We start from the raw sequence: 25,959 nt of genomic DNA, 5'->3' as shown, positions 1-25,959 counted from the left end.
TTATCGTTATCCGACCTTTTTGAGCACCGCTTCGGGCTCGAAGTCGATATAGCTCTGCTGATGGCGAGCCCATTCGATGAAGCGCGCCAGACCGTCTTCGACATCCACCTCGGAGGTATAACCAAAGGTTTCCCGCGCCTTGGTGATATCCGGGCAACGACGGTTGGGTTCTCCCGCCGGATAGGTGTCCGGATAGTCGATGCGGGTGAAGGAGGCGCCCGGCAGCAGCTTGGGATACATCTCCGCCAGCTTGATCATCGAGATTTCGTTGTCCGGGTTGCCGATGTTGTAGGCCTCGCCGGGCTTGCCCGCGAGCAGCGTCATCAGGAAGCCGTAGATGGCGTCGGTGATGTAGCAGAAGGTGCGCGTTTGCAGGCCGGTGCCATGGACCGGGATCGTACGGCCATTAAGCGCCTGATAGGTGAACATCGGGATCACGCGGCGGTCGTTGTGGCCCATGCCAGGACCAAAGACGTTGAACGGGCGCACGATCTTTGTCGGCACGCCGTGGTGCTCGTTAAAGATCGCGCAGAGCGTCTCGCCCAGGCGTTTGGATTCGTCGTAGCAGGCGCGCGGCCCAACGGTCGAAACGTTGCCGTGATAGTCTTCCTTGATCGGCACCGCACGCGGGTCGGGATCGCCATAGATCTCGGAAGAGCTGAAGAACAGGAAGCCCTCGAGGCCCTTGTTGCGTGAAGCCAGATCCAGGAGGTTACGGGTGCCATGCACCGCGCTCTCGATCGTCTCGAGCGGATAACGCATGTAGTAAACAGGTGAGGCGATGCCCGCAGCCTGGATGATGAAGTCGATATCTTCGCGCACGGGCAGCGGATGGGTCACATCGGCCCAGACCTGCATGATGTTGGGATCGCGCACGATGCTTTCATCGAGGTTCTTGGAGCCGGTGATGTAATTGTCCACCGAGATAACCGAACAAGGCTTGTCCAGCACATCGCTATTCAGCTTCTGAAACACCTTGAGGAAGTGCTTCCCAAGGAAACCCGCACCCCCTGCCAGCAGGACAGTCTTTCCGGAAAACCGATGGGCATTGGTACCAAGGCGCTCGACAATACGTTGAATTTCTTTCGACACTTCTTTCCCCATTCCAGTGATCAGGAAGCTTTGAGTTCAACAAGCGGAATTGGCATGTAGTAGTTGTACGAATTGCCGGTCTTTTTCCGAATGTCGTCGATGTATTCGTAGGCGAAGACCACCAGCACTTCGGGCTGATAGGTCTCAAGTTCAGAAGCAGCCACAACCGGAATATGCGCGCCGGGCGAGGTGCGCCCCTGTTTCAGCGGGCTGTCATCAATCGTGAACGGCAGCAGTTCGCTGTCGATGCCACCAAAGTTGGTGATGGTCGAAAGCCGGGCAGGCGCGCCGTAGCCTGCCACCTTGATGCCCTCTTCCCGCCAGCGCTTCAGGCCAGCGACCAGCTTGTCGGTCAGATCGCGGCAGCGCTGGCCAAAATCTGTCAGTGCCGTGGTGTTCAGCACCTTCAGCTCGGTCGCAATCATCTCCGCCAACTCCGGGGCCTCGGTGCCGGCCGCGTCGCGCATCAATGTGAACCGAAGGGAGCCGCCGTGCTGGGCAACAGGCTCAACCCCGGTGATGACCATGCCGTGCTTGGCGAACAGCTCCTTCATCGACGAGATCGAGTAGTAGAAGATGCGGTCGAGGTAGAATCGCTCGAACTGCACCTGACTGATCATGTTGAGGATATACTCGACTTCGATGACCAGCTTGCCGTCTTCGGCCAGCAGGATGTCGGCTGCGCGGATGAACTGGTCCGGTGCGTCGAGATGCGTGAAGACGCTGCTGGCGACGATCACATCCGCCGGGCCGTGGCTGTCCAGCACCTGTCGCGCCGAGGTTTCCTCGAAGAAGGCGCAGAGCGTTTCCAGCCCCTCGTCATTGGCGAGCTTGGAGACATTGACCGAAGGCTCGACCCCCAGTGCCCTAACTCCGAGACCTTTGAGTGGACGCAGCAACACGCCATCGTTGGAGCCCACATCGACGACGAATTTCGCATCCTTCAGCTCCTCGGCGAGGGCTTCGAAATGGCGGACCAGGCCGCCATTGACCGAACTCAGGTAATAGTAATCCTCGAACATGAGGGATCGGGGGACCATCTCGCCGAGCTGAACATTCTTGCAGGTCTCGCAAAAGAACACCTCGAGCGGGAAGAATTTCTCCTCCTGAAAACCACTCGGCTTTGGATATTTGTTCGCGAGGGGCTGGCGCCCCAAATCCAGAAATTTGTTCAAAATCTGCCCATGACACAGAGAACAACATTTCAACATTGGGAATCCTTGATCATTGGCTTTGCTAAACCACGCCAAAGTCTTCAGCTTTGAGGCGTAGGACAGCAAAATGTTTCTAGAGATTTAAGCTTGTGGGAAGCTTTCGAGCGCCCCATCCAACTCTCGCAATATTTGCGCCTCGCTCGGAACACTGCGGGACAGAGATCCGCGCAGCCAGGAACGGTCATTGAGATAGTTGGCCATGAAACCCTGCTTCGTGATTGCGAAACTTGCCGGCGACAGGATCGCTTTCGCGGCAAGAAGGAAGCGATACAGGCCCATGAATACGTTCGTCCAATCCTCCCGGGCGCCGTCGTGGGTCATGTCCGCGGCGAAGTAATTCAAGGGATAGTCGAAGAACATCGCCCTGTTCTTCTCGAGCGCCAGCAGGAAAGGCACGGCATAGAGATGCAGCGTGTTTCGGAAAGCAGCAAGCTTCCCGAGATTTTCGATGATGACGCTGCTCCGGTACAGAAGGCCGACATGCCGGGGAACGTGGCCGAGGAAGTGCCGGCGAAACACTTCCGGCTCGTCCATCAGCTTGGGATTGGTATAGAATGGCGGCGACAGCGTATATGTCAGCTCGGTCGCGAGTATGTCCGCCGATCTGTATTCGCAATGATTGAACAGGACGGCATCGTGCTCCTGCCTGGCAGCGAGTTCCAGCAGATCGAGCGGATTCACTTGACCGCAGCTGAAAACGTCGCCATCGCCTATGCTGAAGATGAAGTCGTAGTTCCGAGCATGGTCGGCGTAAAAGTGAAACAGGTTGTCGTCGAAGCCGGACCCCTTGTTGGTTACATAGAGATCACAAAGCGGCTCGAGAATGTATCTGGCGGCGTTATCGAGTTCGGAGTCCGTCACCGCTGTCTCGAAGATGACGGGGCCGGTATATTTGCTCCGCAGATCCATGATTTGGGAAAGCAGACGCACCAGCTGGATATCGCGCCTATACGTTGTTATCAGGAGGCATATTTTCATGGTGTTAAGCTTTCCCGGGTGTTGTCCTAGTCAACTCGACTGGTTCTTTTGGTCCAGGCCTGCGTCAGTTCGCTGTTTCCGCACCACTCAATTGTCGCGCGTATTCAGGAAACTTTGATAGGTTTGCTTGAGACCGGTCGTCAGTGGACGGGCGTTGTTCCAGCCGAGCTCACGCAGACGGCGAAGATCGGCAAGCTTGCGCGGCGTCCCATCCGGCCGCGTGGTGTCGAAGGTGAGCGAACCATCGAAACCGATCGTCTTGCTCACGAGACGGGCAAGCTCGGCAATCGACAATTCCTCACCAGAACCGATATTGATCGGCACCGGACCGGAGTAATTGCGCAGCAGGAAGATGACGGCGTCGGCAAGGTCATCCACATGCAGGAATTCCCGCAATGGGGTACCGCTGCCCCAGATCGTCAGTGATTCCGCACCGTTCACCTTGGCCTCATGGGCCTTGCGGATCAGGGCCGGCAGGACGTGGCTCGTTTCCAGGTCGTAGTTATCGCCGGGACCGTAAAGATTGGTCGGCTGGGCCGATATGAAATCGCGACCCTGCTCCTGGCGATAGGCCTGGCAAAGCTTGATGCCGGCAATCTTGGCGATGGCGTACCACTCATTGGTCTTTTCAAGCGGACCGGTGAGCAGAGATTCCTCGCGGATCGGCTGTTCGGCGTCGCGCGGGTAGATGCAGGTGGAACCGAGGAGAAGAAGCTTGCTCACGTCTGCGCGAGCGGCAGCTTCGATGATATTCGCCTCGATCATGAGGTTGTCATAGAGAAAGGCAACCGGCGAGGCGCTGTTGGCGGCAATGCCGCCCACCCGTGCTGCAGCCACGATGACGGCATCCGGCTTGTTGTCCATCATCCAACGTCGCGTCGCGGCCTGATCGGTGAGATCGACCTCACTGCGAGGTGTGGTCAGCACTTCGCAATCCAGCCCCGAGAGATTTCGGACCAAAGCCGAGCCGACCATGCCGCGATGGCCGGCGACCCAGATCCGTTTTCCCTCAATCTGAAAAACAGGGTTCATCCGTCAGTCCTTGTCTCGCTGATGAACCGAGTTTGCAGCATGTTCCTTGATATCGGAGTTGACCATTTCGACGATCATTTCCTCAAGCGTCGTCGTGGCGCGCCACCCAAGCTCCTTCTCGGCCTTGGTCGGATCGCCCAGCAGAAGATCGACCTCCGTCGGACGGAAATAGCGCGGATCGACTTCGATCAGGCAGCGATCGGTGCCACTGATGTAGCCACGCTCGTCCACGCCCTGGCCACGCCATTCTATATCGATGCCAGCGACCCGGAAAGCCGTGTCCACGAACTCGCGCACGCTGACGGTACGGCCCGTCGCCAGCACGTAATCGCCCGGCTTATCCTGCTGCAGCATGCGCCACATGCCTTCGACATAGTCACGGGCATGGCCCCAGTCGCGCATTGAATCCAGGTTGCCGAGATAGAGGCGATCCTGGTCGCCGGCGGCAATGGCCGCCGCGGCGCGGGTGATCTTGCGCGTGACGAAGGTTTCGCCGCGACGCGGGCTTTCGTGGTTGAAGAGAATGCCGTTCGAGGCGTGCATGCCATAGGATTCACGGTAGTTGACCGTGATCCAGTAGGCATAGAGCTTGGCGACACCATAGGGTGAACGCGGATAGAAGGGGGTCGTTTCCTTCTGGGGCGTCTCCACCACCTTGCCGTAGAGCTCGGAGGTCGAGGCCTGATAGAAACGCGTCTTGTCCATGCGCAGGATGCGCAGCGCTTCGAGGATGCGCAGCGTGCCCATGCCATCGGCGTTAGCCGTATATTCCGGCGTCTCGAAACTCACGTGGACGTGAGACTGGGCGGCCAGGTTATAGATTTCGTCCGGCTGCACCTCCTGAATCAGGCGAATCAGGTTGGTGGAATCGGTCATGTCGCCATAGTGTAGCGTGAAGCGGCGATTGACCTCATGCACGTCTTCGTAGAGGTGGTCGATGCGCGCCGAGTTGAAACTCGACGACCTGCGCTTGATGCCGTGGACCTGGTAACCCTTGGACAACAGGAGTTCCACGAGATAGGAGCCGTCCTGTCCGGTTACGCCTGTGATCAGAGCGCGCTTTGGAGCCGTATTCGTCATATGTCTTCGCTCTTAGCAGGGGCGGGCAACAGAGGCGAAGGCGTCGGCCACGCGCGCAATGTCGGCTTCATTCAGATTGTGGTGGTTCGGCAGATAGATGCCGTAGTCATGCACCTTGTCGGCGTTCGGAAGGGCAAGCCGCGGATGGTCGCGAAGCCAGAAGGGATGGCGCGCGATATTGCCGCAGATCAACGGCCGGCATTCGATGTCGAGCGCATTGATGTGCTTGTAGGTTTCCAGCCGGTTTTCGATGAAGGTGCCGTAAGCGAAGGATGACAGAACCTCCGTATCACCCGACTGCGAGAAGAAGTCCGGCAATGCCTTGCGGTAGAGGTCGAAATTGATGCGGCGGCGTTCGACGATCTGATCGAGCTTCTTGAGCTGCGACCGGCCGAGGAATGCCTGAAGGTCCGTCGAACGCAGGTTATAGCCGGCATGGTAGAAGGTGTAGAGGTTCTTGAACTCGTCGACACCGTTCTCTTCAGCCAGCGACTGGCGCAGTTCCGGCTTGAGATCGCGGCTCCAGCCGTGCGAACGCAGGGACAGCATCAGCTGATGCAGGTCGGCATCGTCGGTGACGACCATGCCGCCTTCGATCGTCGAGATATGGTGGCCGTAGTAGAACGAGAAACTACCGGCTGCGCCGATCGTGCCGAGCTTGCGACCCTTGTAGGTCGAGCCGAGCGCCTCGCAGGAATCCTCCAGCAGGATGACGTCGTAGCGCTGGCAGATGTCCCTGATGGCGTCCATGTCGCCGGCGTGGCCGAGAACGTGGACGATGATCAGCAGTGCCGGCGGATCCGTGCGGCAAAGGTCTTCCAGATGGTTGAGGTCGATGCCCAGCGACTTCGAATCGCAATCGCAGAGGCGCACATCGAAGCCGAGCTGAAGCAGCGGTGAAACCGTGGTGACCCAGCTGACGCCGGCAGCGATCGCCTTATTATTGCGCAGGCGGCCTGCCTCCTTGAGCGCGGCGATCATCAACAGGTTCGCCGACGATCCGGAGTTGACATAAACCGCGTGGCGGCAGTTCATCCAGAGAGCGAATTCCTGCTCGAAGGCGAGCGTCTGCTCGGCCTTGGTCAGGCGGTTGCCTGCGAGCATCCACTCGGAGAGCGCCTCGAGTTCGCTCTGCTCGATGGTCTCCTCCGCAAGACGGATTGGACGATCTTGAGTAACTAAACGGATTGGACGCCCTACAGTCATTACGATGCCTCCCTGATACGCACAGCGCGCATCACTTTCATTTCGAGATAGTGGCGGGTTACTTCTGCATAAGCGGCGCGCAGCCGCGCGGTCTTCTCGCCGGATGCGAAGGCGTCGATGGTGATCGACCCCTCATGAAAGCGGAAGAAGGCAAGCGGTTCACGGACGTAGCCGACCGCTGGATAGCGCAGCATTGAAAGCAGCGAGACGAAGGCATCCGGGCCGACGCCGCGATATTCGTTTATCTGAAGCGGCAACCGACCCGGATAAAGTGCATCGATGAGGATCTGTCTGCGGTAGAGCGCCGCGCCGGGCGAGATCAGCGAGCCGAGAATCTGTCTTTCGATGGCATCGACCGGATAGGTGCCGGTTGCGGGCAGCCAGTCCATGAACTGGCGAAGCTTGGTGGGCAGGCCAGGACCATCCGTCACGTCAGCGCCGCTGAAGGCGAAGCCGGTTTCTGGCGTGATGACTGCAAGGCACGCCTCGATGAAGGTTGGCGCGATCCAGTCGTCGTCATATTGCAGGTGAACGAATTCACCGCTTGCGTGCAGCGCGCCTTCCAGCCAGCAGAAATGCGGCCCGAAATCGCGCTCGCGGCGGATGTAGAGGATGCGATCACCATAAGCCTCGGCAACTTTCGGCGTATCGTCGGTGGAGCCGTGGTCGACGACGATAACCTCGCACGCTTTCGTTTGGTTCAAGGCGCTGTCGATAGCGACAGGCAACATTCCGGCTCGGTTAAAGGTCGGAATGACAATGGAAACAGTCTCAGACATCAGAGTCTCCTAGTAATTGTCTAAGCCTTGAGATATCGGCGACGAGGGTGTCGGAGCCGCCGGTCGCCCTGATATCGAGGGGTCGGGGGCTGAAACTCTGCACGAAATCGCGAATGGTTGTGCCACGCCCGGAGCCGACATTGACCGGCCCCGTTGCGGAAGAAAGGGCAAGGCGTACGACAAGTTCTGCCGCATCTTCCGCCGGCAGAAAATCCCTGACACTGTCACCGCCCGGAAGCGTGAAGGGTTGGCTCAGGTCCTCTTCTGCCAGCCGGCGCTCAATGGATGGTCGAAGGAACGAACCGGTTTGCGCTGGGTCATGAATCGAGAAAACACGCGCCGCACAAAAGGTGCGGTCGGATGCCTCGCAAATGTCGGACGCAACGCTCTCGGCCATCCATTTTGTCCGTCCGTAGAAAGAGGGTGGCGCCTTTTCGGCGTCCTCGGTTATCGGCAGATGGGACGGCGCGTAGATATGGCTCGATGAGCAGTAGAGGAACGTGGCCGGGTGTCCCTCGAGCGCCGAGAGAAGATTGATCGTGCCGCCGACATTCACGGCATAGGCGCGGGCCGGGTCTGCCTTAACTGATGCCACCGGCACCAGGGCCGCCAGATGAACGACCTTATCGATCGGCTGCAGGGCAGCGATTGCCGCTCGGGTCGCATCCAGATTCGTCAGGTCCGCCTTGTTGGCGATCACATCTGCGCTTGGCGCAAACTGAGCGAAATGCCTGATAACATGCCTACCCAGGATGCCGCCCGCCCCGGTTATCAGGACACGCATGGACGCCCCTCTCGATGGACCGCGCAGCACCCTGCCGAGACCCTTCGGCTGGCAGAGGTCAGATCGCGCTTCTGCTGCATCCAATTTCCTTATTTCCCGTCGCCGCGCGTTCTTCGCGACACAACGAACACGTTAAAATGCCGATTTCAGATGACCGGATGGCGGCCCCCAGGATTTCTAACCACGGCAATTGACGCGAATGCCCGGCTCATGCCATCTCCTTCGTGGTTAACACCAATGCCGCCTCTGCCATGCGCGAACCTTGCGCGAAAGGAATTGCCCGACATGCACTTTATTAAAGCAAGGACGCAGAGTGATAATGAGACGGCGCTGGTCACCGTGTTCTGTGCGGTATGGCACCGTCAAAACAACAAGCTGGAACTGCTGAAGTCGCACTACATCAACCTTCGCCAGCAAAGTGTCGGCGTGCGCATCGTCTATATTTTCGACAATGGCGATATGCCGCCCGAATGGCTGGACGCGGACTGCTACGTCTTTTCTCAACCGCTCTCGATCTATGAGGCCTGGTCTGCCGCGGTGGCGTTGAGTAATTCACTGTTCGTGATGAACCTCAATATGGACGACCGCCTGGCCACAAATGCCGTCGAACTCCTGGTGGGAGCGGCCTGCGCTTCTTCCGCCGGAATGGTTGGAGGTGAATGGCTGGTCTGCTTTGACAATTCCCACCTGGATGAACCTTTCAAAGCGCCGATACTGACCGCATCCGAATTTGCGCCGGACTGGCCTCCGAAACCACGCGAACGCCTGAGACTTGGATCAGGTACCGGTGAGCGCGGTACTTTCGGTCCGGCCACACTCTGGAGCCCGAAAATGGTCGGCAAATACTATCCGAGCTACTTTGGCGACGGATCCCTGATCAGATCGGTCGGCGATGCGCTGTTCTGGCATGTATTCCAGCAAAAAAATCTGAAAACCGTTCGCCTGCCGCTCCTGATAGGGAAATATTTCTCTTCGCCGTCTGATCAGGCGGAGTTTCGGGCCAACCAGGATAACGAGCTGTATCAGCGCTACGGCCTTTCCAATCTGTCCTTTGCCGACCGCATCCTTGGTGGCGAAGTACCGCAACTGGCATTTCAGGCTGCCAGGTAACAATCGTAGGCGGCAGAAAGATCGTCTGCAATTGCCGTCAAGTCATTGAGCGATGATCATGCGTTTGCCGCCTTCAGGCGACGCGAATATGATCGCGTCAGCCTGCCCCGGCCTTCACCGTACCGGCTGGTAATGGCCGCGCAGCGGCACGCGGCTGTCCATGGAAATCACACCGTCGCGTTCGCAGACATACATCAGGGTCGGCATGCCGCCGGAGCGGAAGATCTCGTCGTGGCGGCGGCGGATCTGCACCGTCTCGGTGTGGCAGTCATACGACTCCTCCACCTTCTTGTCCGGCTGCGCCTTCACGCCCGGAAGATCCTTGTAGGGATAGAGCGGTTGCACGGCCTGCTTGCCGGAATTCTGCCAATCGATGGCAAAGGCGGGCGCAGCCGAAGCGCCGGCAACAAGCGATAGCAGGAGAACCGCAGCGAACCGCATCACAACCTCTTTCACGGGCGTCTTTCGTTCAGTGCCCATGTTCAGGATGTAGGAAGATTGGAAGTCGCCATCAAGCGGAAGCGCGAGCAGGCTTGCGGAAATAGCTCCTTATGACGGGATGAGAGAAGAGGCCGGCGAGGATTGCAAAACCGGCGCCGACAGCAAAGCCGGCAAGCAAGCCACCGATCATGCCTGCGACCAAGATGACTTTCTTGCTTGGCCCATCCGCCTTGACAGGAACTTCAGCGGGCGAAACGACGCGGATATTGCTTTGGCTCAGGTTCTGCTCTTCGCTGGTTTCGCCGGAACGCTTCAGGACTGATTCGTAGAGTTCACGGGCGGCAGTCGCCTTGCGCTGCAGTTCGTTCAGCTGCACCTGCTTGTCCGATGTCGTGGCCTGCAGGGCTTTCTGCACCGCAAGTTCCTTGGCGATATCGTCTTCGGCCTTCTTGGCCTGTTCATATTCGGCTCTTGCCGAGGTCGCGACCCGCTGCAACTCGCCCCTGATTTCCGTCCCGATGCTGTCGAGCGAAGAGCGCGCGGCCTGAAGGCGCGGATGACGCGAGCCCATCTGGCTCTGCAGGCTGCCGACGACAGCGGCCTGGGCGGAATATTGCTGCCGCAGGCTGACGAGCGGCGATGTGCCTGTCGCGCCATCCGTCTGGCTGCCGGCGACGATATCTTCGACCCGCAGATCTGCGGCGGCATCGGCGCGGGCCTTGGCCTGGATAGTCTTTTCCTGGGCGGTTACGAGCAGCGTATTCAGGGACGAAAGGCGCTGATCGGAGATCAGATTGCCCTCGGTCGCCGCCATGTCGTTGTCGGCGCGGAAGGTTTCGACTGCCTGCTCTGCTTCCTGCACCTTCTGGCGCAGATCGTCGAGGCGACCGCCGAGTGCTGAGGAGGTGGTCTCATAAAGGCCGGTCGATGCGCTGCTTTCCTCCTGCATGAAGGAGGTGACGACCTGGTTTGCGAGCTTTGCGGATTTTTCCGGATCGTGCGTCGTCGCGGCAAGCGAGACCACATAGGTATTATTCTCACGCGTGATCAGCAGGGCCTTCTGAAGAGCGCCGATGATAGCGGCGCCATCCGTCCTGCCGCCGGTAAATTCCGGATCCTGATCGAGCTTCATGGCGTCGGCTACGCGACGCAATACGTTGCCCGAGGTCAGCAGCTGAACCTGGCTGTCGATCAGCGTCGAAATCATTTCCGGTGACGGGGCCGCGTTCTGCGAGCCGCTGTCAGCAAGACCGATCTGACGCGGATCGAAATAGAGGGCGGCAACGGCGGTGAATTTCTGCTGAATGCGAGGCGCGATCACTGCGCCGGCAGCGGCACCGACGAGGCAAAGACCGGCAATAATCAGGCGCCTGCTCCAGACAGCAGCCACTGCGGATCTGATATCCAGCAATGGTCCGGCGACACCAGGTGCCTGCTCGACCACGGGTTCAGGCGCTGACGGGGGTTCGGGGACGGCAGGAATATCGTGGCGCGGCGGCGCGGCGGGCCGGCTTTCCGACACTTCCGGGCGAACCGGAAGAGGGCCGGGCTCGGGAGCCGGTGGAGGCGGAACGAAATCGGTCGGCCGGATGATCGGGCTGCGCGCACGGGTGCCTTCAGGCGCAGGCTGAGACGACTCATAACTGCGCCAGGCAGGCAGGCGGCTCACCCTGTTCCCGTCATACTGATTCATAGACACCGCATCCGCCCGGCAGGAAAGGATGGCCGAGACAGAGCGACTTTAGAAATTCTTAGCTAACGGACCGTTAAGATGCCGGCATTGAAGCCGACGTGGCGACCTGCCGCGACCCGCGAGGATAGCCATGAAACGGAAAAGACTGCTGCACAGGCTGCTGGTTGCCGCCGTCATGGCCATTTCGTCCACCGCCCATGCCGCTGACGCGCCACTTTGCTATTACGGCGTCAATCTCTCCGGCGGCGAATACGGCGAGCGCGGCGGCGTCTACGGCACGAACTACACCTACCCGACCGAAGAAACGATCAGCTATTTCGCCAAGAAAGGCATGACGATCATCCGCCTGCCCTTCCGCTGGGAACGGCTGCAGCCGACGCTCGGCACGCGGCTCGAGGATGATGAATTACAGCGCTTGAAGGATACGGTAGCGCTGGTTCGCAAACACAAGATGAGCGTGCTGCTCGATCCGCATAATTTCGGCTATTACGACAAGGATCAGGTCGGCAAGCAGCCCGCAACGAATGCAGCCTTTGCCGATTTCTGGGCTCGGCTTTCCGTCGAATTTGCCAATCAGGACGGCGTGCTCTTCGGGCTGATGAACGAGCCGCATGACATTCCCGCGACCGACTGGCTGAAAGCCGCCAACGCCGCGATCCGCGGCATTCGAGCGGTCGGCGCGCGCAATCTCATCCTCGTTCCCGGTACGGCCTGGAGCGGAGCTGCAAGCTGGGAAACCGATGTGATCGGCGGCGCGAACGGAACTGTCATGCTCGGCGTGCGTGATCCGCTCGACTTCTACGCCTATGAATTCCATCAGTATCTCGACGCGGATTCCTCCGGCACGCACGAGACTTGCGAGGGCGCAAAGGCTGCGACCGATGCCATCATCAATGTGACCACCTGGCTGAAGAAGAACGGCAAACGCGGCTTCCTCGGTGAATTTGGCGCGTCTGCAAATGCGGATTGCCTCGATGGCCTGAAGACCATGCTCACCACCATGTCCGACAATAGCAATGCGTGGATCGGCTTCTCTTACTGGGCGGCTGGCGAATGGTGGCCGGCCAACGAACCTTTCAACGTGCAGCCGCGTGACACGCCCGAGCGCCCGCAAATGCGTCTGCTTGAGCAAATGGTTCCCAAACATGCGCCCGTCTGCGCAGCGGTAAAGTCCGCGAGGAAGTGAGATGGCAGCAATCGGAGAGACAAGCACAAGATTCGAAACGATTGCCGATGCGGCCAGCCCGGCTTCGCGTCTCGATTACCCTGTCCTGATCCTCGGGCTGCTTTCGGTTCTCTACAATGGCATCCTGGCCTTCATAAACCACAACGTCATGCCGCTTTCGATGACGCATGTGGCGGCCAGCGAAGGCCTGATCATGGCCAGCGCAATCATCTATATCCTACACAAAGGGATCTATGAGGAAGACCTTCCGGCCTTCCTGTTCATGCTCTTCACGCTGATCGTGACGGTCTATGTCAGCGCGATCAACCGCATGGCCTTCATCGACCATTTTCGCAACGTACTGATCATCTTCTGCTTCACGGGGCTTGGAGGCTGGTGCAACGAGCGGACGCTGAAGCTGATCTTCCGCGTGGCCTGTTTCATGGTGCTGCTTTTCCTGATCTTCGAGATCATCAGCGTGCCCTTCTATGTCAGTATCGTGCATCCCTCGGACTATTTCGCCAATACGCGCGGGCTGAAGCCTCTCAGCTTCAACACGACCGGCCTGTTCCAGAATGCACTCGGCTTTCCCGGCCGCTTCTCCTTCGGCATCATCGATCACCGTTCGTCCTCGATCTTCCTGGAGCAGGTGTCGCTTGCCAATTTCTGCGGCGTCATCGCGATCTACCTTATTTCGATGTGGGATCGGCTGACACGGATCGACCGGTCGCTGGCCATTGCGACAGCGCTGCTGATCCTCACGACCAACGATACCCGGACGATGCTCATCTTCTGCATCTGCTGTATCGGCGGCTATTTCGTCTTTCCGAGAATCCCCAAGGCTTTCAATTTGGCGCTGATGCCGCTCATCGTTTGCGCCGGCTTCCTTGTCTACATCAAGGACCCCACCGCGATCGGCGACAATTTCACCGGGCGCATCAATCTGACGATGAAAAAACTGATGGATCTCGATCCGCTGGCAATCCTCGGGCTTTCTGTCGATAAAGTCGCCGAATTCGCCGATAGCGGCTATGTCTATCTCGTCTACGGCGCAACGATCTTCGGCGTCATCGCCTTCTGGCTCTTCGTCTGCCTGTTTCCCGCGGGCACGAGCCCGGCACAAAGGCGCTGCGCCCATTCACTTTCTCTTTTCATTTTTCTGAATATGATGATCGGGGGAACGGCAATCTTCTCGATGAAGATCGCCGGCCTCGTCTGGCTTGTCATCGGGTTCATGCGTTTCCGCGACACGCCACGCATCCGGCAGGGTCGTCCGGCAAATGTACTGAGTTGACGAAGCGGCTTGCCTGAAGGGCGATCCGCAGAGCCTGTGGGAGCAAGACATCAGATGCTTGTCCAGCTGCAATATCTGCGTGCCATCGCAGCGCTGATGGTCGTCTATTTCCACGCGATCCTACAGCTTGCCAAGGTCAATCCCGCCATCGACGCGACCTCGTTCATCTATGGCGAAACGGGTGTCGATATCTTCTTCGTGCTCAGCGGCTTCGTGATGTGGCTGACGACAAGCGGACGAAACATGACGCCGGTCGATTTCGCCCGCAAGCGCGTCAAGAGGATCGTGCCGCTCTACTGGCTGGCGACGCTATTTTCGGCGGCTGTCGCGCTTATCGCACCGTCGCTTCTCAAGTCTACCGCTTTCGATCTCCCGCATCTCATGGCTTCGATGCTGTTCCTGCCGTGGATCAATCCGGTCGACCCGACGATGATCGCGCCCGTCATCGTGCCCGGCTGGACGCTGAATTATGAGATGTTCTTCTATTTCGTCTTCGCGCTGCTATTGCCGATCCGCGAGGACTATCGGCTGCCGGCCCTGTTCGGCGCCTTTGCAGCCATTTTGATCGTCTGCCACCTGCTGCCGGAAACGACAGCCACCAAATTCTACGGCCAACCCATCATCCTGGAATTCCTGGCCGGCGCGGCGCTCGGCTGGCTCTATCTCCAGAAGCTTCTGCTGCCACAGCGCTGGGCCTGGGTTTTGCTTGCTGTCGGCATCGCCTTCCTCTTCATCAACGAGGATCTGGTGCGGCCCGAGGACCGTTATTATGGCTGGGGCATACCGGCAATCTTCATCGTCTATAGCGCCATTTCCATCGACTTTTCGAAACTTCCCTTTGTCCGCTGGCTCAACTATCTCGGCGACGCCTCCTACGAGATCTACATCACGCATGCCTTCACGCTGGCTTTCCTCAGAATCATCGCCAACCGTTTTCCGATCGGCGCGCTTCAGCAACCCGTTATCTTCGTGATCCTCTGCCTCCTGCTCTCTTCCATCGTGGGAGCGCTCATTCACGAAATCATCACGCCGCGCAAAAAAGTCCGGATCGCCAGCCGGCCGGCCATCTGACCTCAAACTATCAGAAGGCGAGGACGGGATTTCGAACGGCGCAGGCAGAACGGAATCCCGCGCGGCCTGTCATAAGCTTGCGACCATGAAAGCAAATGCCGCAGGCATGAAGGTTCGGCTTGCAATTTATTGCAGAAATGAAAGCTTGCCGGCCTGTTCGCGGCCGGGGGTTTGATCTAAGGACGGCCCGGCGGCTTAAGAGAGGGAAGAGGACATGACGGACTACGTATTGACGGTAACCTGCAAGTCGACGCGCGGCGTCGTGGCGGCGATTTCCACCTATCTCGCCGAAAAGGGTTGCAACATCATCGATAGTTCGCAGTTCGACGACCTCGATACCGGCAAGTTCTTCATGCGCGTCAGCTTTATCTCCGAGGAGGGTGTATCCCTTGCCGAGATCAAGGAAGGCTTCAAGCCGATCTACGAGCGGTTTGGCATGGATGCCGAAGTGCACGACGGCAGCGAGCGCCTGAAGGTGCTTCTGATGGTCTCGCGCTTCGGCCACTGTCTCAACGACCTGCTCTACCGCTGGAAGATCGGCGCTTTGCCGATCGATATCGTCGGCGTCGTCTCCAACCATTTCGAATACCAGAAGGTCGTGGTCAACCACGACATTCCCTTCCACCACATCAAGGTAACGAAGGAAAACAAGCCGCAGGCTGAAGCGCAGATCCTCGATATCGTCGAGCAGACCGGCACCGAACTCATCGTGCTTGCCCGCTACATGCAGGTTCTCTCCGATGCCATGTGCAAGAAGATGTCCGGGCGCATCATCAATATCCACCACTCCTTCCTGCCGAGCTTCAAAGGCGCCAACCCTTACAAGCAGGCTTACGAGCGCGGCGTGAAGCTGATCGGTGCGACGGCCCATTACGTGACGGCCGATCTCGACGAAGGCCCGATCATCGAGCAGGACACGGCGCGCATCACCCATGCGCAGAGCGCTGACGATTATGTCTCGATCGGTCGCGATGTCGAAAGCCAGGTGCTGGCGCGCGCCATCCATGCGCACATCCACCGCCGGGTTTTCCTGAACGGCAACCGCACCATCGTCTTCCCTGCAAGCCCCGGAAGCTACGCTTCCGAACGCATGGGTTGAGGTAAACAACCCGCTATCCGCGGCTGGCGCAATCTTCCGTTGCTTGTCGGCAAGTGCCTGATTATCTGTTTTAATAGACAGTCGAATCATGCCGCGGAGGGGTGCCATGACCGAGGAAGCGCTTGTGGACCGCATGGCGCTGCCGCGCCCGGATGTTACTGATTCCGAAGCCGCGGATATCCTCCTTTCCCATTACGGGCTTTCCGGCACGCTGTCCGAACTCGGCAGCCAGCAGGACCGCAACTACCGGCTCGACACGGAAGACGGCCGCTATGTGCTGAAGATCTGCCATGCCGCCTATGCGACCGAGGAACTCGAGGCGCAGAATGCGGCGATCCATCATTTACGCGCCAAGGCGGATGCGCCGCGTGTTCCAAACGTGATGGCGTCCACCGAGGGGCAGGAGATCGTTTCCGTCAACGTGCGGGAGCAGGATTACCAGGTCCGTTTGCTGGAATATCTCGAAGGCGAAGGCCTGACCCACCGCGCCTATCTGGCGCCCGCCTCGGTCGCGGCGCTCGGTGCGCTCTGCGCGCGACTGGCTGAGGCGCTTGCCGATTTTAGCCATCCCGGGCTCGACCGCAGCCTGCAATGGGACCTGCGCCGCGCCGGACCCGTGGCCGTGCAACTGCTTTCCTCCATTACCGACAGCGCCGCGCGCGACAGGATCGCCAAGACGATGGTCATGGCTGTGCGCCGCATCCAGCCGCTTGCGCCGTCGCTGCGGCTTCAGGCGGTTCATCACGACGTGACCGGTGATAATGTCGTCAGCCGCCCTGATGTGCATGGGCGGCCCGTTCCCGACGGCGTGATCGATTTCGGCGACATCATCCGCGGCTGGCTGGTCGGCGACCTAGCCGTGACCTGCGCCTCGCTGCTGCACCAGGCAGATGGCGATCCCTTTTACATCCTGCCGGCGGTGAAAGCCTATCACGAGATTTACCCGTTGATGGATGACGAGCTGAAGGCGCTCTGGCCGCTCATCGTGACGCGCGCCGTCATCCTCGTCGCTAGCAGCGAGCAGCAGATCGCGATCGATCCCGATAATGACTATGTCAGAGGAAATCTGGAGGGCGAACGGCGCATCTTCGATACGGCGATGTCCGTACCGTTCGAACTGATGGAAGCGGCTATCCTGAAAGCGGCCGGTCTCGATATTGCCGGTGTCAATACGGCAGACTGGCAGCGGCTCCTGCCGGAGATCGATCCCGCATCCATCGCCTATGTCGATCTCGGGGTGCAGAGCTCGCTTTTTTCTGATGGCAACTGGCTGGCGACCGACATGGACTGGCGGCTTCTTGCCCGCGCGGCAGCGGAAATGGGCGCTGCCGCGACGCGTTACGGCGAATATCGCCTGTCCCGCGCCGGCCTGCACCATGCAAAAGCCCAGGCGACCTATGCCCTGCATACGGATATCTGCCTTGCGGCGGGCAGCGTCGTTGCCGCGCCCTTTGCCGGTCGGATCACCTGGTACGACCAGCATCTGGTCCTCACAGGCGCCGATATGAAGCTGCATATCGACGGCATCGAACTTTCAGTCGAGGACGGCAGTGAGGTCGCCGCCGGTCAGGGGCTCGGCACGGTCTCCGGCGAGACGTCCTCACTCGGCGGATTGCGCCTGCAGCTTTGCGGCATCGCCGGCTTCGAGCCGCCACTCTTTTCGACACCGCAACAAACCGAGGCGTGGTCCGCGCTCTGCCCCTCGCCTTCGGTGCTGCTCGGGCCGGGTGCCGATGCGCCAAAACCCGAAACGGCAGCGCTTCTCGAGCTGCGGCAGGCACATTTCGCCAGTCCGCAGAAGAATTATTACGCGCACCCGCCGCAGATCGAGCGCGGCTGGAAGGAGCATCTCTTCGATATCGAGGGTCGCGCCTATCTCGACATGGTCAACAATGTCACGATCCTAGGCCATGGTCATCCGCGCATGGCGGAAGCGATCGGCCAGCAATGGCTGATGCTGAACACCAATTCGCGCTTCCACTATGCCGCCGTCGCAGAATTCTCCGAGAGCCTTACATCGCTGGCGCCCGACGGCATGGATGCCGTATTCCTGGTCAACAGCGGCTCCGAAGCCAACGATCTGGCGCTGCGGCTTGCCTGGGCGCATAGCGGCCGACGCAACATGGTCTGCCTGCTGGAGGGCTATCACGGCTGGTCGGTGGCAAGCGACGCGGTCTCCACTTCTATCGCCGACAATCCGCAGGCGTTGACGACAAGGCCGGACTGGGTTCACGCCGTCGTCTCGCCTAATACCTATCGCGGCCAGTTCCGCGGGCCTGAGTCGACGGCGGAATATCTCGGCACCGTCACACCGGTGCTCGAGGCCATCGATGCCAAGGGCGAAGGGCTTGCCGGCTTCATTGCCGAATCGGTCTATGGCAATGCCGGCGGCATTCCACTGCCCGACGGCTATCTGACGGAGGTCTACCGGCAGGTGCGGGAGCGCGGCGGCCTCTGCATCGCCGACGAAGTGCAGGTGGGCTACGGGCGGCTCGGCCATTATTTCTGGGGTTTCGAGCAGCAAGGCGTCGTGCCCGATATCATCACCATCGCCAAGGGCATGGGTGACGGCCATCCGCTCGGCGCCGTCATCACGACGAAGGAGATCGCCGCTTCGCTGGAGAAGGAAGGTTATTTCTTCTCCTCGGCCGGCGGCAGCCCGGTCAGCTGCGTTGCCGGCATGACGGTTCTCGATGTCATGGCCGAGGAGCGCCTGCAGGACAACGCCCGGGAGGTGGGCGACCATCTGAAGGCGCGGCTGGCGGCACTCATCGACAGCTATCCGATTGTGGGCGCCGTGCACGGCATGGGCCTCTATCTCGGCCTCGAATTCGTGCGCGACAGAGTGACGCTGGAGCCGGCGACCGAGGAGACGGCGGCGATCTGCGACCGGCTGCTGGAACTCGGCGTCATCATGCAGCCGACGGGTGATCACCTGAACGTGTTGAAGATCAAGCCGCCGCTCTGCCTGACCGAACAAAGCGCCGATTTCTTCGTCGACATGCTGGAAAAGCTGCTTCGGGAAGGCTGGTAGGCGGGGATTTCGGCCATTAACGAATTCGGTCTTTTCGCGGCTTGCCGATTTTTAACGGAACATCCCATTGCCGGAATCAGATCGGCTCCCTATGTCTGCCTCGGCGATTTCGAGGCGTCTCGAACCGTCACATTGATTGCACGAAGGCGTGATAGAATTCTTCCTGCAAATCGAAATGTGATGGAATTAAATTTTTCGGATCGCCGATATTTTGACACGTTTCGGAATATGTTTCTTATAGGCCATCGGCTATTCTCTACTAAGTTAGTAGACTAAAGAGATGGTCTTTCACCGGCCCCGGGCTCTACCGGGACCACGCAAGTGCAACGCCAAAACAAGGAACGAGACATGATCGATTTCGCAATTCTCGCCAGAGTCCTTGGGCGATCTGTGCTTGGCAATGACCGTCCGGGCGCCCTCTCCCGCCCGAACTGTCGAATGTGACGTTCGTCCCCTTTCAACGGTAACAGACAAGTCAATTCGCCATAGCCAGCGCATCCGCGCGGCAGGAGTTCTATGTAATGAAAAAAGAAGTTATCGAATATGCAGGCATCCCGGTCGGGATCGTCATTCCGGATGAAGACCGGCTGAAATTCATCGCCGTCAAATTCCATGTCCATGACCTCGACGAGCAGCATTTCAGCTCGCCCGCCGAGGTGAAGCTGGCCATTCACGATCTGATGACCCGCCGCCACCCGAAGCCCCTTCATGCCTGACGCAGAACGCGGCTTTAATACTCAGAGGATTTCCGACCGGCCTGGCAAAACGGGCCGGTCTTGTTTTTTGCCAGTCTTGTCTTTTAAACGCATTTGACTTCCTATCGGCGCGCTTCCCTTCAAGACAGGAGCCAGCGCTTGTCCGATCTTCTCAACCTCCTCACCGATATCGAAGGCGTCTCCGTCGGCCACGCAACCGACCTCTCGCTTGGTTCCGGCGTCACGGCCATTGTCTTCGATGAAGCGGCAGTCGCTTCCGGCAGCGTGCTCGGCGGTGCGCCGGGCGGACGCGACACAGCGCTGCTCGACCCTTCCATGGTCGTCGATGCCGTCGACGCCTTCGTGCTGTCGGGCGGATCGGCCTTCGGTCTCGACGCGGCGGGCGGCGTGCAAGCGGGATTGCGGGAGATGGGACGTGGATTCCAGGTCGGCCCGGTTCGCATTCCGATCGTGCCGCAGGCGATCCTGATGGATCTGCTGAATGGCGGCGACAAGGACTGGGGCGTGCATTCGCCCTATCGCGAGATGGGCTATGAGGCCGTGAAAGCCGCCCGCAAAGGGGCGTTCGATCTCGGCACTGTTGGTGCCGGCACGGGGGCAACGACCGCGACCTTCAAGGGCGGGCTCGGCTCGGCAAGTGCGGTCAGCAGCGCCGGGCATCGCATCGCGGCCATCGTCGCCGTCAATGCCGTCGGTACGGCGACAATTGGCGAAGGCCCGCATTTCTGGGCCGCCCCTTTCGAACAGAATGCAGAATTCGGCGGGCTCGGCTTGCCCAGCCTGATGGACCACAGCCTGCGGCTGAAGGGCGTGAAGACAACGGCCACGACGATCGGCGCCATCGTCACCGATGCATCGCTGATCAAGGCGGAAGCGCACCGGCTTTCCATCGCCGCCCATGACGGGCTGGCGCGTGCGGTGCTGCCCGCCCACCTGCCGCTCGATGGCGATACGATTTTTGCGGCTTCGACCGGCAAACACAAGCGCAACGACATGGCAAGCCTGATGGAATTGTGCCATCTCGCCGGGATCGTCATGGCGCGGGCGATCGCCCGCGGCGTCTACGAGGCCACGACTCTTCCGGTGCCGGACGCGCTGCCGGCATGGCGCGACCGCTATGCGGCCGGGCGCTGATTGCCTAGATTAGATGAAAGAGCCTGATGGCGGAGAACGGGTAAATGCAGATTCGGGCGCTGATGTATTTCGACGAGCTGGTGCGAACCAACTCCATGCGCCAGGCGGCCGAAAACCTGAATGTCGCCCCGACGGCGATCAGCCGGCAGATCGAGAACCTCGAATACCATTTCGGCGCGCCCCTGGTCGAACGCAGTGCCCGCGGTGTGAAGCTGACGGCTGCCGGCGAGCTCTTGGCAGCCCGCGCAGGCCGCACGCTGCGCGAGCTCGACCATGTGCAGCAGCTGATCGAAGACCTGAAGGGCCTGCAGCGCGGCCGTGTCAACATTTACGCGAACGGGGCGACCGTCGCCAATCTGCTTGCGCCTGCGCTGGCCGAATTCAGCCTGAAATATCCCAAGCTGCGCTTTGCGGTGACGATCACCAGCGCACGGGCGGCAATCGAAGCCGTCAACAGCGCGGAAGCCGATATTGCGGTGACCCTGTTTGCGCCGCCGATGTCCGGTACCAAGGTGCGGCTGCGTTCGGAAATTGCATACGACCTCATCACCTCGCCGAGCCATCCAGCAGCGGCGCGTCCGGATATTCCCCTGAAGGAATTGGCCGATTACGCGCTGGCTCTGCCCGATCAATCCTTTGGTTTTCGCCAAGCCTTCGACGCGCTCTTCGAGAAGGAAGGGCTCAGCCTCGATCCGGTTTTCGTGACAAGTTCGCTGGAGATGCTCAAGGAACTGGTGTTGAGCAATGCGGCGGTGACGCTGCTGCCGGCGCTGACCGTTCGCCGCGAGATCGAGGCCGAGCAGCTCTGCGCCATTCCCCTTGCCGGCAAGACCAGCATCCGCACGCATGTCGATCTCTGCGTGGCGCCCGATCGACAGCTTTCCTTTGCCGCAACGAAGCTTCTCGATTTCATCGAACGCTTCATGCGTGAGCGAGCGAACCGCCAAACTACCAGCAAAACCGACAGCAAAGAGTAGAACTCGCGGACTTGCATCAAGGCAAGAAGTGCGGTGTAGCTTTTTCGGCTACGCTGAGCACACAAAATCGTCATTGTGTGTGCACTGCCGTAGTGTCACTCTACTCGCAAAAGGGATCCGCCAAGCAGCGGAACCAAACAGGGGAACAGGATGATCAAGGTTTCGCTCGCGCCGTCGGCGCGTCTCATGCGGCGTCTTTCCATGGGTGTGGCGCTTTCCGCCGGCATCGTGATGATGGCGCTGACGCCCGCTGAAGCCGCCAAGACTACACTCAATCTCGGCATGAGCGTCGAGCCTGCTGGACTCGACCCGACGATCGCCGCACCTGTCGCCATCGGTCAGGTGACCTGGCAGAACATCTTCGAAGGGCTGGTTAGCATCGACGAGACCGGCAAGGTGCAGCCGCAGCTCGCCAAGAGCTGGGAAATTTCCCCTGATGGCTTGACCTATACGTTCAAGCTGCAGAGCGGCGTCAAATTCCACGACGGCGAGGCCTTCGATTCGGCTGCTGCCAAGTTTGCCCTCGACCGCGCCCGCGGCAAGGATTCCGTCAATCCGCAGAAGCGCTTCTTCGCCTCGATTGCCTCGATCGATACGCCTGACACCGAAACGCTGGTGCTGCATCTTTCCAGCCCGACCGGCAGCCTGATCTACTGGCTCGGCTGGCCGGCCTCCGTCATGGTCGGACCGAAGTCTGCAGCGGACGACAAGACGACGCCTGTCGGTACCGGCCCGTTCAAATTCTCCACCTGGACCAAGGGCGACCACGTGGAAATGGTCAAGAATGCCGACTACTGGAACAAGGAGGGTAGCGCCAAGCTCGACAAGGTGACCTTCCGTTTCATCAACGATCCGCAGGCGCAGGCGGCCGCCCTGAAATCCGGCGATCTCGACGCCTTTCCGGAATTTGCTGCACCGGAGCTGATGAGCGCCTTCGATGGCGACGCGCGTCTGACGACCAAGGTCGGCAATACAGAGCTCAAGGTCGTCGCCGGCATGAACAATGCCCGCAAGCCTTTCGACGACAAACGCGTGCGTCAGGCCCTGATGATGGCGATCGACCGCCAGACCGTCATCGACGGTGCATGGTCCGGCCTCGGCACGGCGATCGGCAGCCACTATACGCCGAATGATCCGGGCTATCAGGACGCGACAGGCGTATTGCCCTACAATGTCGAAAAGGCGAAGGCACTGCTTGCGGAGGCCGGTTATCCCAACGGTTTCACCTTCACGATCAAATCGCCGCAGATGGCCTATGCTCCACGCAGCGCGCAGGTGATGCAGGCGATGTTTGCCGAGATCGGCGTGACGATGAATATCGAGCCCACGGAATTCCCGGCGAAATGGGTGAAGGATGTGATGACCAGCCGCGACTACGACATGACCATCGTCGCTCATGCCGAGCCGATGGACATCGATATCTATTCGCGCGATCCCTATTACTTCAACTACAAGAACCCGGCCTTCAACGATCTCATGAAGAAGGTGCAGGAGACCACCGATCCGGCCGCACAGGCCAAGATCTACGGCGACGCGCAGAAGATTCTCGCCGAGGACGTGCCGGCGCTCTACCTCTTCGTCATGCCCAAGCTCGGCGTCTGGGACAAGAAGCTGAAGGGCCTGTGGGAGAACGAGCCGATCCCGTCCAACGTTCTCCGCAACGTTTCCTGGGAAGATTGAACAACCGAGTGCGGGCAGCGACTGACGGGGTGATGAAGACATTATGATCGCACTGCTTTCCCGCCGCCTCACCGGCCTCGTCATCACTCTTCTCGTCGTATCGCTGGTGATCTTCGCCGTCATGGATCTGCTGCCGGGCGATCCCGCCTCGATCATGCTCGGCACCTCGGCGAGCCCGGAGACACTGGCGGCGTTGCGCCACGAGCTCGGCCTCGACCAGCCGCTTCTGTTTCGTTACGGCCAATGGCTTGCCGGTGTCTTCTCCGGCAATCTCGGCCAATCCTATACCTATGGCGTTCCGGTCGCCGGTCTGATCGTCGAGCGGCTGGCCGTGACGCTGCCGCTCGCGCTGATCGCCATCGTGCTCTCGGTGCTGATCGCATTGCCACTCGGCGTGCTGGCTGCGGCGCGGCGCGGCGGCATCGTCGATGCAGTTGCCACGGTGTTCTCGCAGGTCAGTATTGCGGTGCCGGCCTTCTGGGTGGCACTGCTGCTCATCATCCTGTTTTCCACCACGCTCGGGCTGATGCCGGCAGGCGGTTTTCCGGGATGGGGCGCCGGGCTTCTGCCTGCATTGCAGGCGCTGCTGATGCCAGCCGTAGCGCTGGCTCTGCCGCAGGCCGGAGTGCTGACGCGCGTGACACGATCTGCCGTGCTCGACACAATGCATGAGGATTTTGCCCGCACGGCTGTCGCCAAAGGATTGTCGCGCAGCACCGTGCTCTGGCGGCATATCGTGCCGAATGCGCTGGTGCCGATCATGACCATCCTCGGACTGCAATTCACCTTTCTCGTCGCCGGCGCGGTGCTGGTCGAAAACGTCTTCAACCTGCCGGGGCTTGGCCGGCTTGCCTTTCAGGCGCTGTCACAGCGCGATATCATCGTGATGCAGGATGTGGTCCTATTCTTCGCCGGTCTCGTCATCGTCATGAATTTCATCGTCGACCTCTCCTATCTCGTGATCGACCCGCGCATGCGAAAGGCGGCATGATGGCCCCCATCGTCTCTTCCGCCATCATTCCGCGCCGCAGAAGCTTCAGGCTTAGCCGGCGAAAGAATCTGGTCGCCGGAGCCGTGATCGTTGGCTTTCTGGTCGCAATCGCTCTGCTATCGCTCTTCTGGACGCCGCTGCCGCCAGCAAAGATGCAGATCATTCACAAGCTGCAGCCGCCGCTGGCCTTCGGTCTGCTCGGCACGGACCAGTTCGGCCGCGACGTGCTCTCCATGCTGATGGTCGGATGCTGGAATTCGCTCTCCATCGCCGTCAGTGCGGTTGCCATCGGCGGCACACTCGGCTCGATCGCCGGCATTTCCGCGGCTGCGATCCGCGGCCCTTACGAGACGCTGACGATGCGCGCCTGCGATGTTGTCTTTGCGCTGCCGCCGATCCTTTCGGCCATGATCCTCGGCGCCTTTCTGGGACCAGGGCGCTTTACCGCCATCACGGCAATCGCGGTCTTCATGGTCCCCGTCTTTGCCCGCGTGACGCTCGCCACCTCCCTGCAAGCCTGGAGCCGCGATTATGTGCTGGCGGCGCAGGCGATCGGCAACAGCCGCTTCACCATCTCGGTCAGACATGTGCTGCCGAACATCATCAGCCAGATCATCGTGCATGCGGCGATCCAGCTCGGCTTGGCGATTCTTACCGAGGCCGGCCTTTCCTTCCTCGGTCTCGGCATGGCGCCGCCGGCACCGACCTGGGGGCGAATGCTGGCGGATGCCCAGACCTTCCTTTCGCTGGCCCCCTGGCTGGCGATCCTGCCCGGCCTTGCGATCGCGCTCACCGTCTTCGGCTTCAATGTGCTGGGTGACGGGCTGCGCGACCTTTTCGACCCGCGCGAAGCGAGCCGCTGATGTCCTCCCAAGACAAAACGCCCGAAAGACCAGACCATGCTAGATACCGATTTCACCATTCGCGAGCTCCGGCAGCACTTCACTGACAAAAGCCTCTCGCCGCTCGAATACTGGCTTGCCCTCGAAAGGCATATCGACGCCTGGGAACCTTCGATCGCAGCGCTTTATCTCTACGATCCGCAGGCGGCGCGCGAGCAGGCGAAGGCATCGAGCGAACGCTGGATGAAGGGCGGAACACTCGGTCCTCTGGACGGCATCCCGGTCACGCTGAAAGAACTGATCGCGACCAAGGGCCAGCCGGTGCCGCTCGGCACGAAAGCGATCGAACTGAAGCCCGCGGAAGCGGATGCCCCGGCGGCGGCTCGTCTGCGGGAGGACGGCGCAATCATCTTCGCCAAGACGACCTGCCCCGACTACGGCATGCTCTCGTCGGGCCTTTCCAGCTTCCATCATCTGAGCCGCAATCCTTGGGACATTACGCAAAACCCCGGCGGTTCGAGCGCTGGCGCCTCGGCGGCAGCCGCTG

Annotated in this window: 23 protein-coding genes; 13 read left to right on the top strand and 10 right to left on the bottom strand. The window is 60.0% G+C overall.

Annotation, left to right across the window (positions count from 1 at the left end):
* Positions 1-6 precede the first annotated feature (6 nt).
* The 8 genes from PMI11_RS03250 to PMI11_RS03215 all read right to left on the bottom strand — a co-directional run bounded on the left by PMI11_RS03250 (position 7) and on the right by PMI11_RS03215 (position 8,165).
* Positions 7-1,092, bottom strand: a complete 1,086-nt coding sequence (locus tag PMI11_RS03250) for an NAD-dependent epimerase/dehydratase family protein (protein ID WP_193385591.1) — start codon at positions 1,090-1,092, stop codon at positions 7-9.
* Positions 1,093-1,112: 20 nt separating this feature from the next.
* Positions 1,113-2,372 (bottom strand): class I SAM-dependent methyltransferase, encoded by a 1,260-nt coding sequence (locus PMI11_RS03245; protein WP_202803141.1) that lies wholly within the window; start codon positions 2,370-2,372, stop codon positions 1,113-1,115.
* Positions 2,373-2,387: 15 nt separating this feature from the next.
* Positions 2,388-3,236 (bottom strand): hypothetical protein, encoded by an 849-nt coding sequence (locus tag PMI11_RS03240; protein ID WP_157179588.1) that lies wholly within the window; start codon positions 3,234-3,236, stop codon positions 2,388-2,390.
* A gap of 135 nt (positions 3,237-3,371) precedes the next feature.
* Entirely contained in the window at positions 3,372-4,316 is a 945-nt protein-coding gene (locus tag PMI11_RS03235; protein WP_007813257.1) for a GDP-L-fucose synthase family protein, read from the bottom strand.
* Positions 4,317-4,319: 3 nt separating this feature from the next.
* Positions 4,320-5,396, bottom strand: a complete 1,077-nt coding sequence (gene gmd / locus PMI11_RS03230) for a GDP-mannose 4,6-dehydratase (protein WP_007813255.1) — start codon at positions 5,394-5,396, stop codon at positions 4,320-4,322.
* A 12-nt stretch (positions 5,397-5,408) separates the two neighbouring features.
* Positions 5,409-6,602, bottom strand: coding sequence for a DegT/DnrJ/EryC1/StrS family aminotransferase (locus PMI11_RS03225; protein WP_007813252.1), 1,194 nt, complete (start codon positions 6,600-6,602; stop codon positions 5,409-5,411).
* Positions 6,602-7,381 carry a glycosyltransferase family 2 protein gene (locus PMI11_RS03220; protein WP_007813250.1) on the bottom strand — a complete coding sequence of 260 codons (780 nt, stop codon included), beginning with the start codon at positions 7,379-7,381 and terminating at the stop codon, positions 6,602-6,604. The genes PMI11_RS03225 and PMI11_RS03220 overlap by 1 nt, the downstream gene beginning before the upstream one ends.
* A complete protein-coding gene (locus tag PMI11_RS03215) occupies positions 7,374-8,165 on the bottom strand; it encodes an NAD-dependent epimerase/dehydratase family protein (protein WP_007813248.1) in 792 nt (263 codons plus the stop codon). Before PMI11_RS03215 ends, PMI11_RS03220 begins: the two co-directional genes overlap by 8 nt.
* A 285-nt stretch (positions 8,166-8,450) precedes the next feature.
* Here PMI11_RS03215 and PMI11_RS03210 point away from each other — a divergent pair, with 285 nt between their 5' ends.
* Entirely contained in the window at positions 8,451-9,275 is an 825-nt protein-coding gene (locus PMI11_RS03210) for a hypothetical protein (RefSeq protein ID WP_007813247.1), read from the top strand.
* A gap of 114 nt (positions 9,276-9,389) precedes the next feature.
* Here PMI11_RS03210 and PMI11_RS03205 read toward each other — a convergent pair whose 3' ends face one another.
* Together PMI11_RS03205 and PMI11_RS03200 are read right to left on the bottom strand one after the other, a co-directional pair.
* Complete coding sequence (locus PMI11_RS03205; protein ID WP_007813245.1) at positions 9,390-9,716, bottom strand: hypothetical protein; 327 nt, start codon at positions 9,714-9,716, stop codon at positions 9,390-9,392.
* Between the two features lie 70 nt (positions 9,717-9,786).
* Complete coding sequence (locus PMI11_RS03200) at positions 9,787-11,409, bottom strand: GumC family protein (RefSeq protein WP_007813242.1); 1,623 nt, start codon at positions 11,407-11,409, stop codon at positions 9,787-9,789.
* A 130-nt stretch (positions 11,410-11,539) separates the two neighbouring features.
* On the opposite strand from PMI11_RS03200, the gene PMI11_RS03195 reads away from it, so the two are divergent.
* The 12 genes from PMI11_RS03195 to PMI11_RS03140 all read left to right on the top strand — a co-directional run.
* Positions 11,540-12,595: a glycoside hydrolase family 5 protein gene (locus PMI11_RS03195; RefSeq protein ID WP_007813241.1), complete on the top strand. Its 1,056-nt coding sequence runs from the start codon at positions 11,540-11,542 to the stop codon at positions 12,593-12,595.
* Position 12,596: 1 nt separating this feature from the next.
* Positions 12,597-13,868 (top strand): hypothetical protein, encoded by a 1,272-nt coding sequence (locus tag PMI11_RS03190; protein ID WP_007813238.1) that lies wholly within the window; start codon positions 12,597-12,599, stop codon positions 13,866-13,868.
* 54 nt (positions 13,869-13,922) lie between these two features.
* Positions 13,923-14,939 carry an acyltransferase family protein gene (locus PMI11_RS03185; protein WP_007813236.1) on the top strand — a complete coding sequence of 339 codons (1,017 nt, stop codon included), beginning with the start codon at positions 13,923-13,925 and terminating at the stop codon, positions 14,937-14,939.
* 214 nt (positions 14,940-15,153) lie between these two features.
* Positions 15,154-16,038 carry a formyltetrahydrofolate deformylase gene (gene purU / locus PMI11_RS03180; RefSeq protein WP_007813234.1) on the top strand — a complete coding sequence of 295 codons (885 nt, stop codon included), beginning with the start codon at positions 15,154-15,156 and terminating at the stop codon, positions 16,036-16,038.
* A gap of 106 nt (positions 16,039-16,144) precedes the next feature.
* Positions 16,145-19,072 carry an aminotransferase gene (locus PMI11_RS03175; RefSeq protein WP_007813232.1) on the top strand — a complete coding sequence of 976 codons (2,928 nt, stop codon included), beginning with the start codon at positions 16,145-16,147 and terminating at the stop codon, positions 19,070-19,072.
* 521 nt (positions 19,073-19,593) lie between these two features.
* Positions 19,594-19,788, top strand: coding sequence for a hypothetical protein (locus PMI11_RS03170; RefSeq protein ID WP_007813230.1), 195 nt, complete (start codon positions 19,594-19,596; stop codon positions 19,786-19,788).
* Positions 19,789-19,926: 138 nt separating this feature from the next.
* The gene (locus PMI11_RS03165) at positions 19,927-20,922 is read left to right on the top strand and encodes a P1 family peptidase (protein ID WP_007813228.1); all 996 of its coding nucleotides are present in this window, start codon (positions 19,927-19,929) and stop codon (positions 20,920-20,922) included.
* Between the two features lie 44 nt (positions 20,923-20,966).
* Complete coding sequence (locus PMI11_RS03160) at positions 20,967-21,899, top strand: LysR family transcriptional regulator (protein WP_007813226.1); 933 nt, start codon at positions 20,967-20,969, stop codon at positions 21,897-21,899.
* A gap of 150 nt (positions 21,900-22,049) precedes the next feature.
* On the top strand, positions 22,050-23,579 hold the full coding sequence (locus PMI11_RS03155; protein ID WP_007813224.1) for an ABC transporter substrate-binding protein: 1,530 nt from the start codon (positions 22,050-22,052) through the stop codon (positions 23,577-23,579).
* Positions 23,580-23,622: 43 nt separating this feature from the next.
* Positions 23,623-24,570 (top strand): ABC transporter permease, encoded by a 948-nt coding sequence (locus PMI11_RS03150; protein ID WP_007813222.1) that lies wholly within the window; start codon positions 23,623-23,625, stop codon positions 24,568-24,570.
* Positions 24,570-25,433: an ABC transporter permease gene (locus PMI11_RS03145; RefSeq protein ID WP_007813215.1), complete on the top strand. Its 864-nt coding sequence runs from the start codon at positions 24,570-24,572 to the stop codon at positions 25,431-25,433. Before PMI11_RS03150 ends, PMI11_RS03145 begins: the two co-directional genes overlap by 1 nt.
* 36 nt (positions 25,434-25,469) lie before the next feature.
* The coding region (locus PMI11_RS03140; RefSeq protein WP_007813214.1) for an amidase family protein at positions 25,470-25,959 on the top strand (490 nt) is incomplete at its 3' end.

Source organism: Rhizobium sp. CF142 (genome assembly GCF_000281145.1).
GTDB lineage: Bacteria > Pseudomonadota > Alphaproteobacteria > Rhizobiales > Rhizobiaceae > Rhizobium.
The sequence above is the reverse complement of the archived record's forward strand: the minus strand, read 5'-3'. Positions and strand labels throughout refer to the sequence as shown.

Coding starts and splice junctions, on each gene's coding strand:
- PMI11_RS03195 (WP_007813241.1), top strand. CDS start 11,540: ATGAAACGGAAAAGACTGCTGCACAGGCTGCTGGTTGCCGCCGTCATG.
- PMI11_RS03235 (WP_007813257.1), bottom strand. CDS start 4,316: ATGAACCCTGTTTTTCAGATTGAGGGAAAACGGATCTGGGTCGCCGGC.
- PMI11_RS03205 (WP_007813245.1), bottom strand. CDS start 9,716: ATGCGGTTCGCTGCGGTTCTCCTGCTATCGCTTGTTGCCGGCGCTTCG.
- PMI11_RS03190 (WP_007813238.1), top strand. CDS start 12,597: ATGGCAGCAATCGGAGAGACAAGCACAAGATTCGAAACGATTGCCGAT.
- PMI11_RS03185 (WP_007813236.1), top strand. CDS start 13,923: ATGCTTGTCCAGCTGCAATATCTGCGTGCCATCGCAGCGCTGATGGTC.
- purU (WP_007813234.1), top strand. CDS start 15,154: ATGACGGACTACGTATTGACGGTAACCTGCAAGTCGACGCGCGGCGTC.
- gmd (WP_007813255.1), bottom strand. CDS start 5,396: ATGACGAATACGGCTCCAAAGCGCGCTCTGATCACAGGCGTAACCGGA.
- PMI11_RS03200 (WP_007813242.1), bottom strand. CDS start 11,409: ATGAATCAGTATGACGGGAACAGGGTGAGCCGCCTGCCTGCCTGGCGC.
- PMI11_RS03145 (WP_007813215.1), top strand. CDS start 24,570: ATGGCCCCCATCGTCTCTTCCGCCATCATTCCGCGCCGCAGAAGCTTC.
- PMI11_RS03170 (WP_007813230.1), top strand. CDS start 19,594: ATGAAAAAAGAAGTTATCGAATATGCAGGCATCCCGGTCGGGATCGTC.
- PMI11_RS03175 (WP_007813232.1), top strand. CDS start 16,145: ATGACCGAGGAAGCGCTTGTGGACCGCATGGCGCTGCCGCGCCCGGAT.
- PMI11_RS03155 (WP_007813224.1), top strand. CDS start 22,050: ATGATCAAGGTTTCGCTCGCGCCGTCGGCGCGTCTCATGCGGCGTCTT.
- PMI11_RS03150 (WP_007813222.1), top strand. CDS start 23,623: ATGATCGCACTGCTTTCCCGCCGCCTCACCGGCCTCGTCATCACTCTT.
- PMI11_RS03215 (WP_007813248.1), bottom strand. CDS start 8,165: ATGCGTGTCCTGATAACCGGGGCGGGCGGCATCCTGGGTAGGCATGTT.
- PMI11_RS03160 (WP_007813226.1), top strand. CDS start 20,967: ATGCAGATTCGGGCGCTGATGTATTTCGACGAGCTGGTGCGAACCAAC.
- PMI11_RS03220 (WP_007813250.1), bottom strand. CDS start 7,381: ATGTCTGAGACTGTTTCCATTGTCATTCCGACCTTTAACCGAGCCGGA.
- PMI11_RS03210 (WP_007813247.1), top strand. CDS start 8,451: ATGCACTTTATTAAAGCAAGGACGCAGAGTGATAATGAGACGGCGCTG.
- PMI11_RS03225 (WP_007813252.1), bottom strand. CDS start 6,602: ATGACTGTAGGGCGTCCAATCCGTTTAGTTACTCAAGATCGTCCAATC.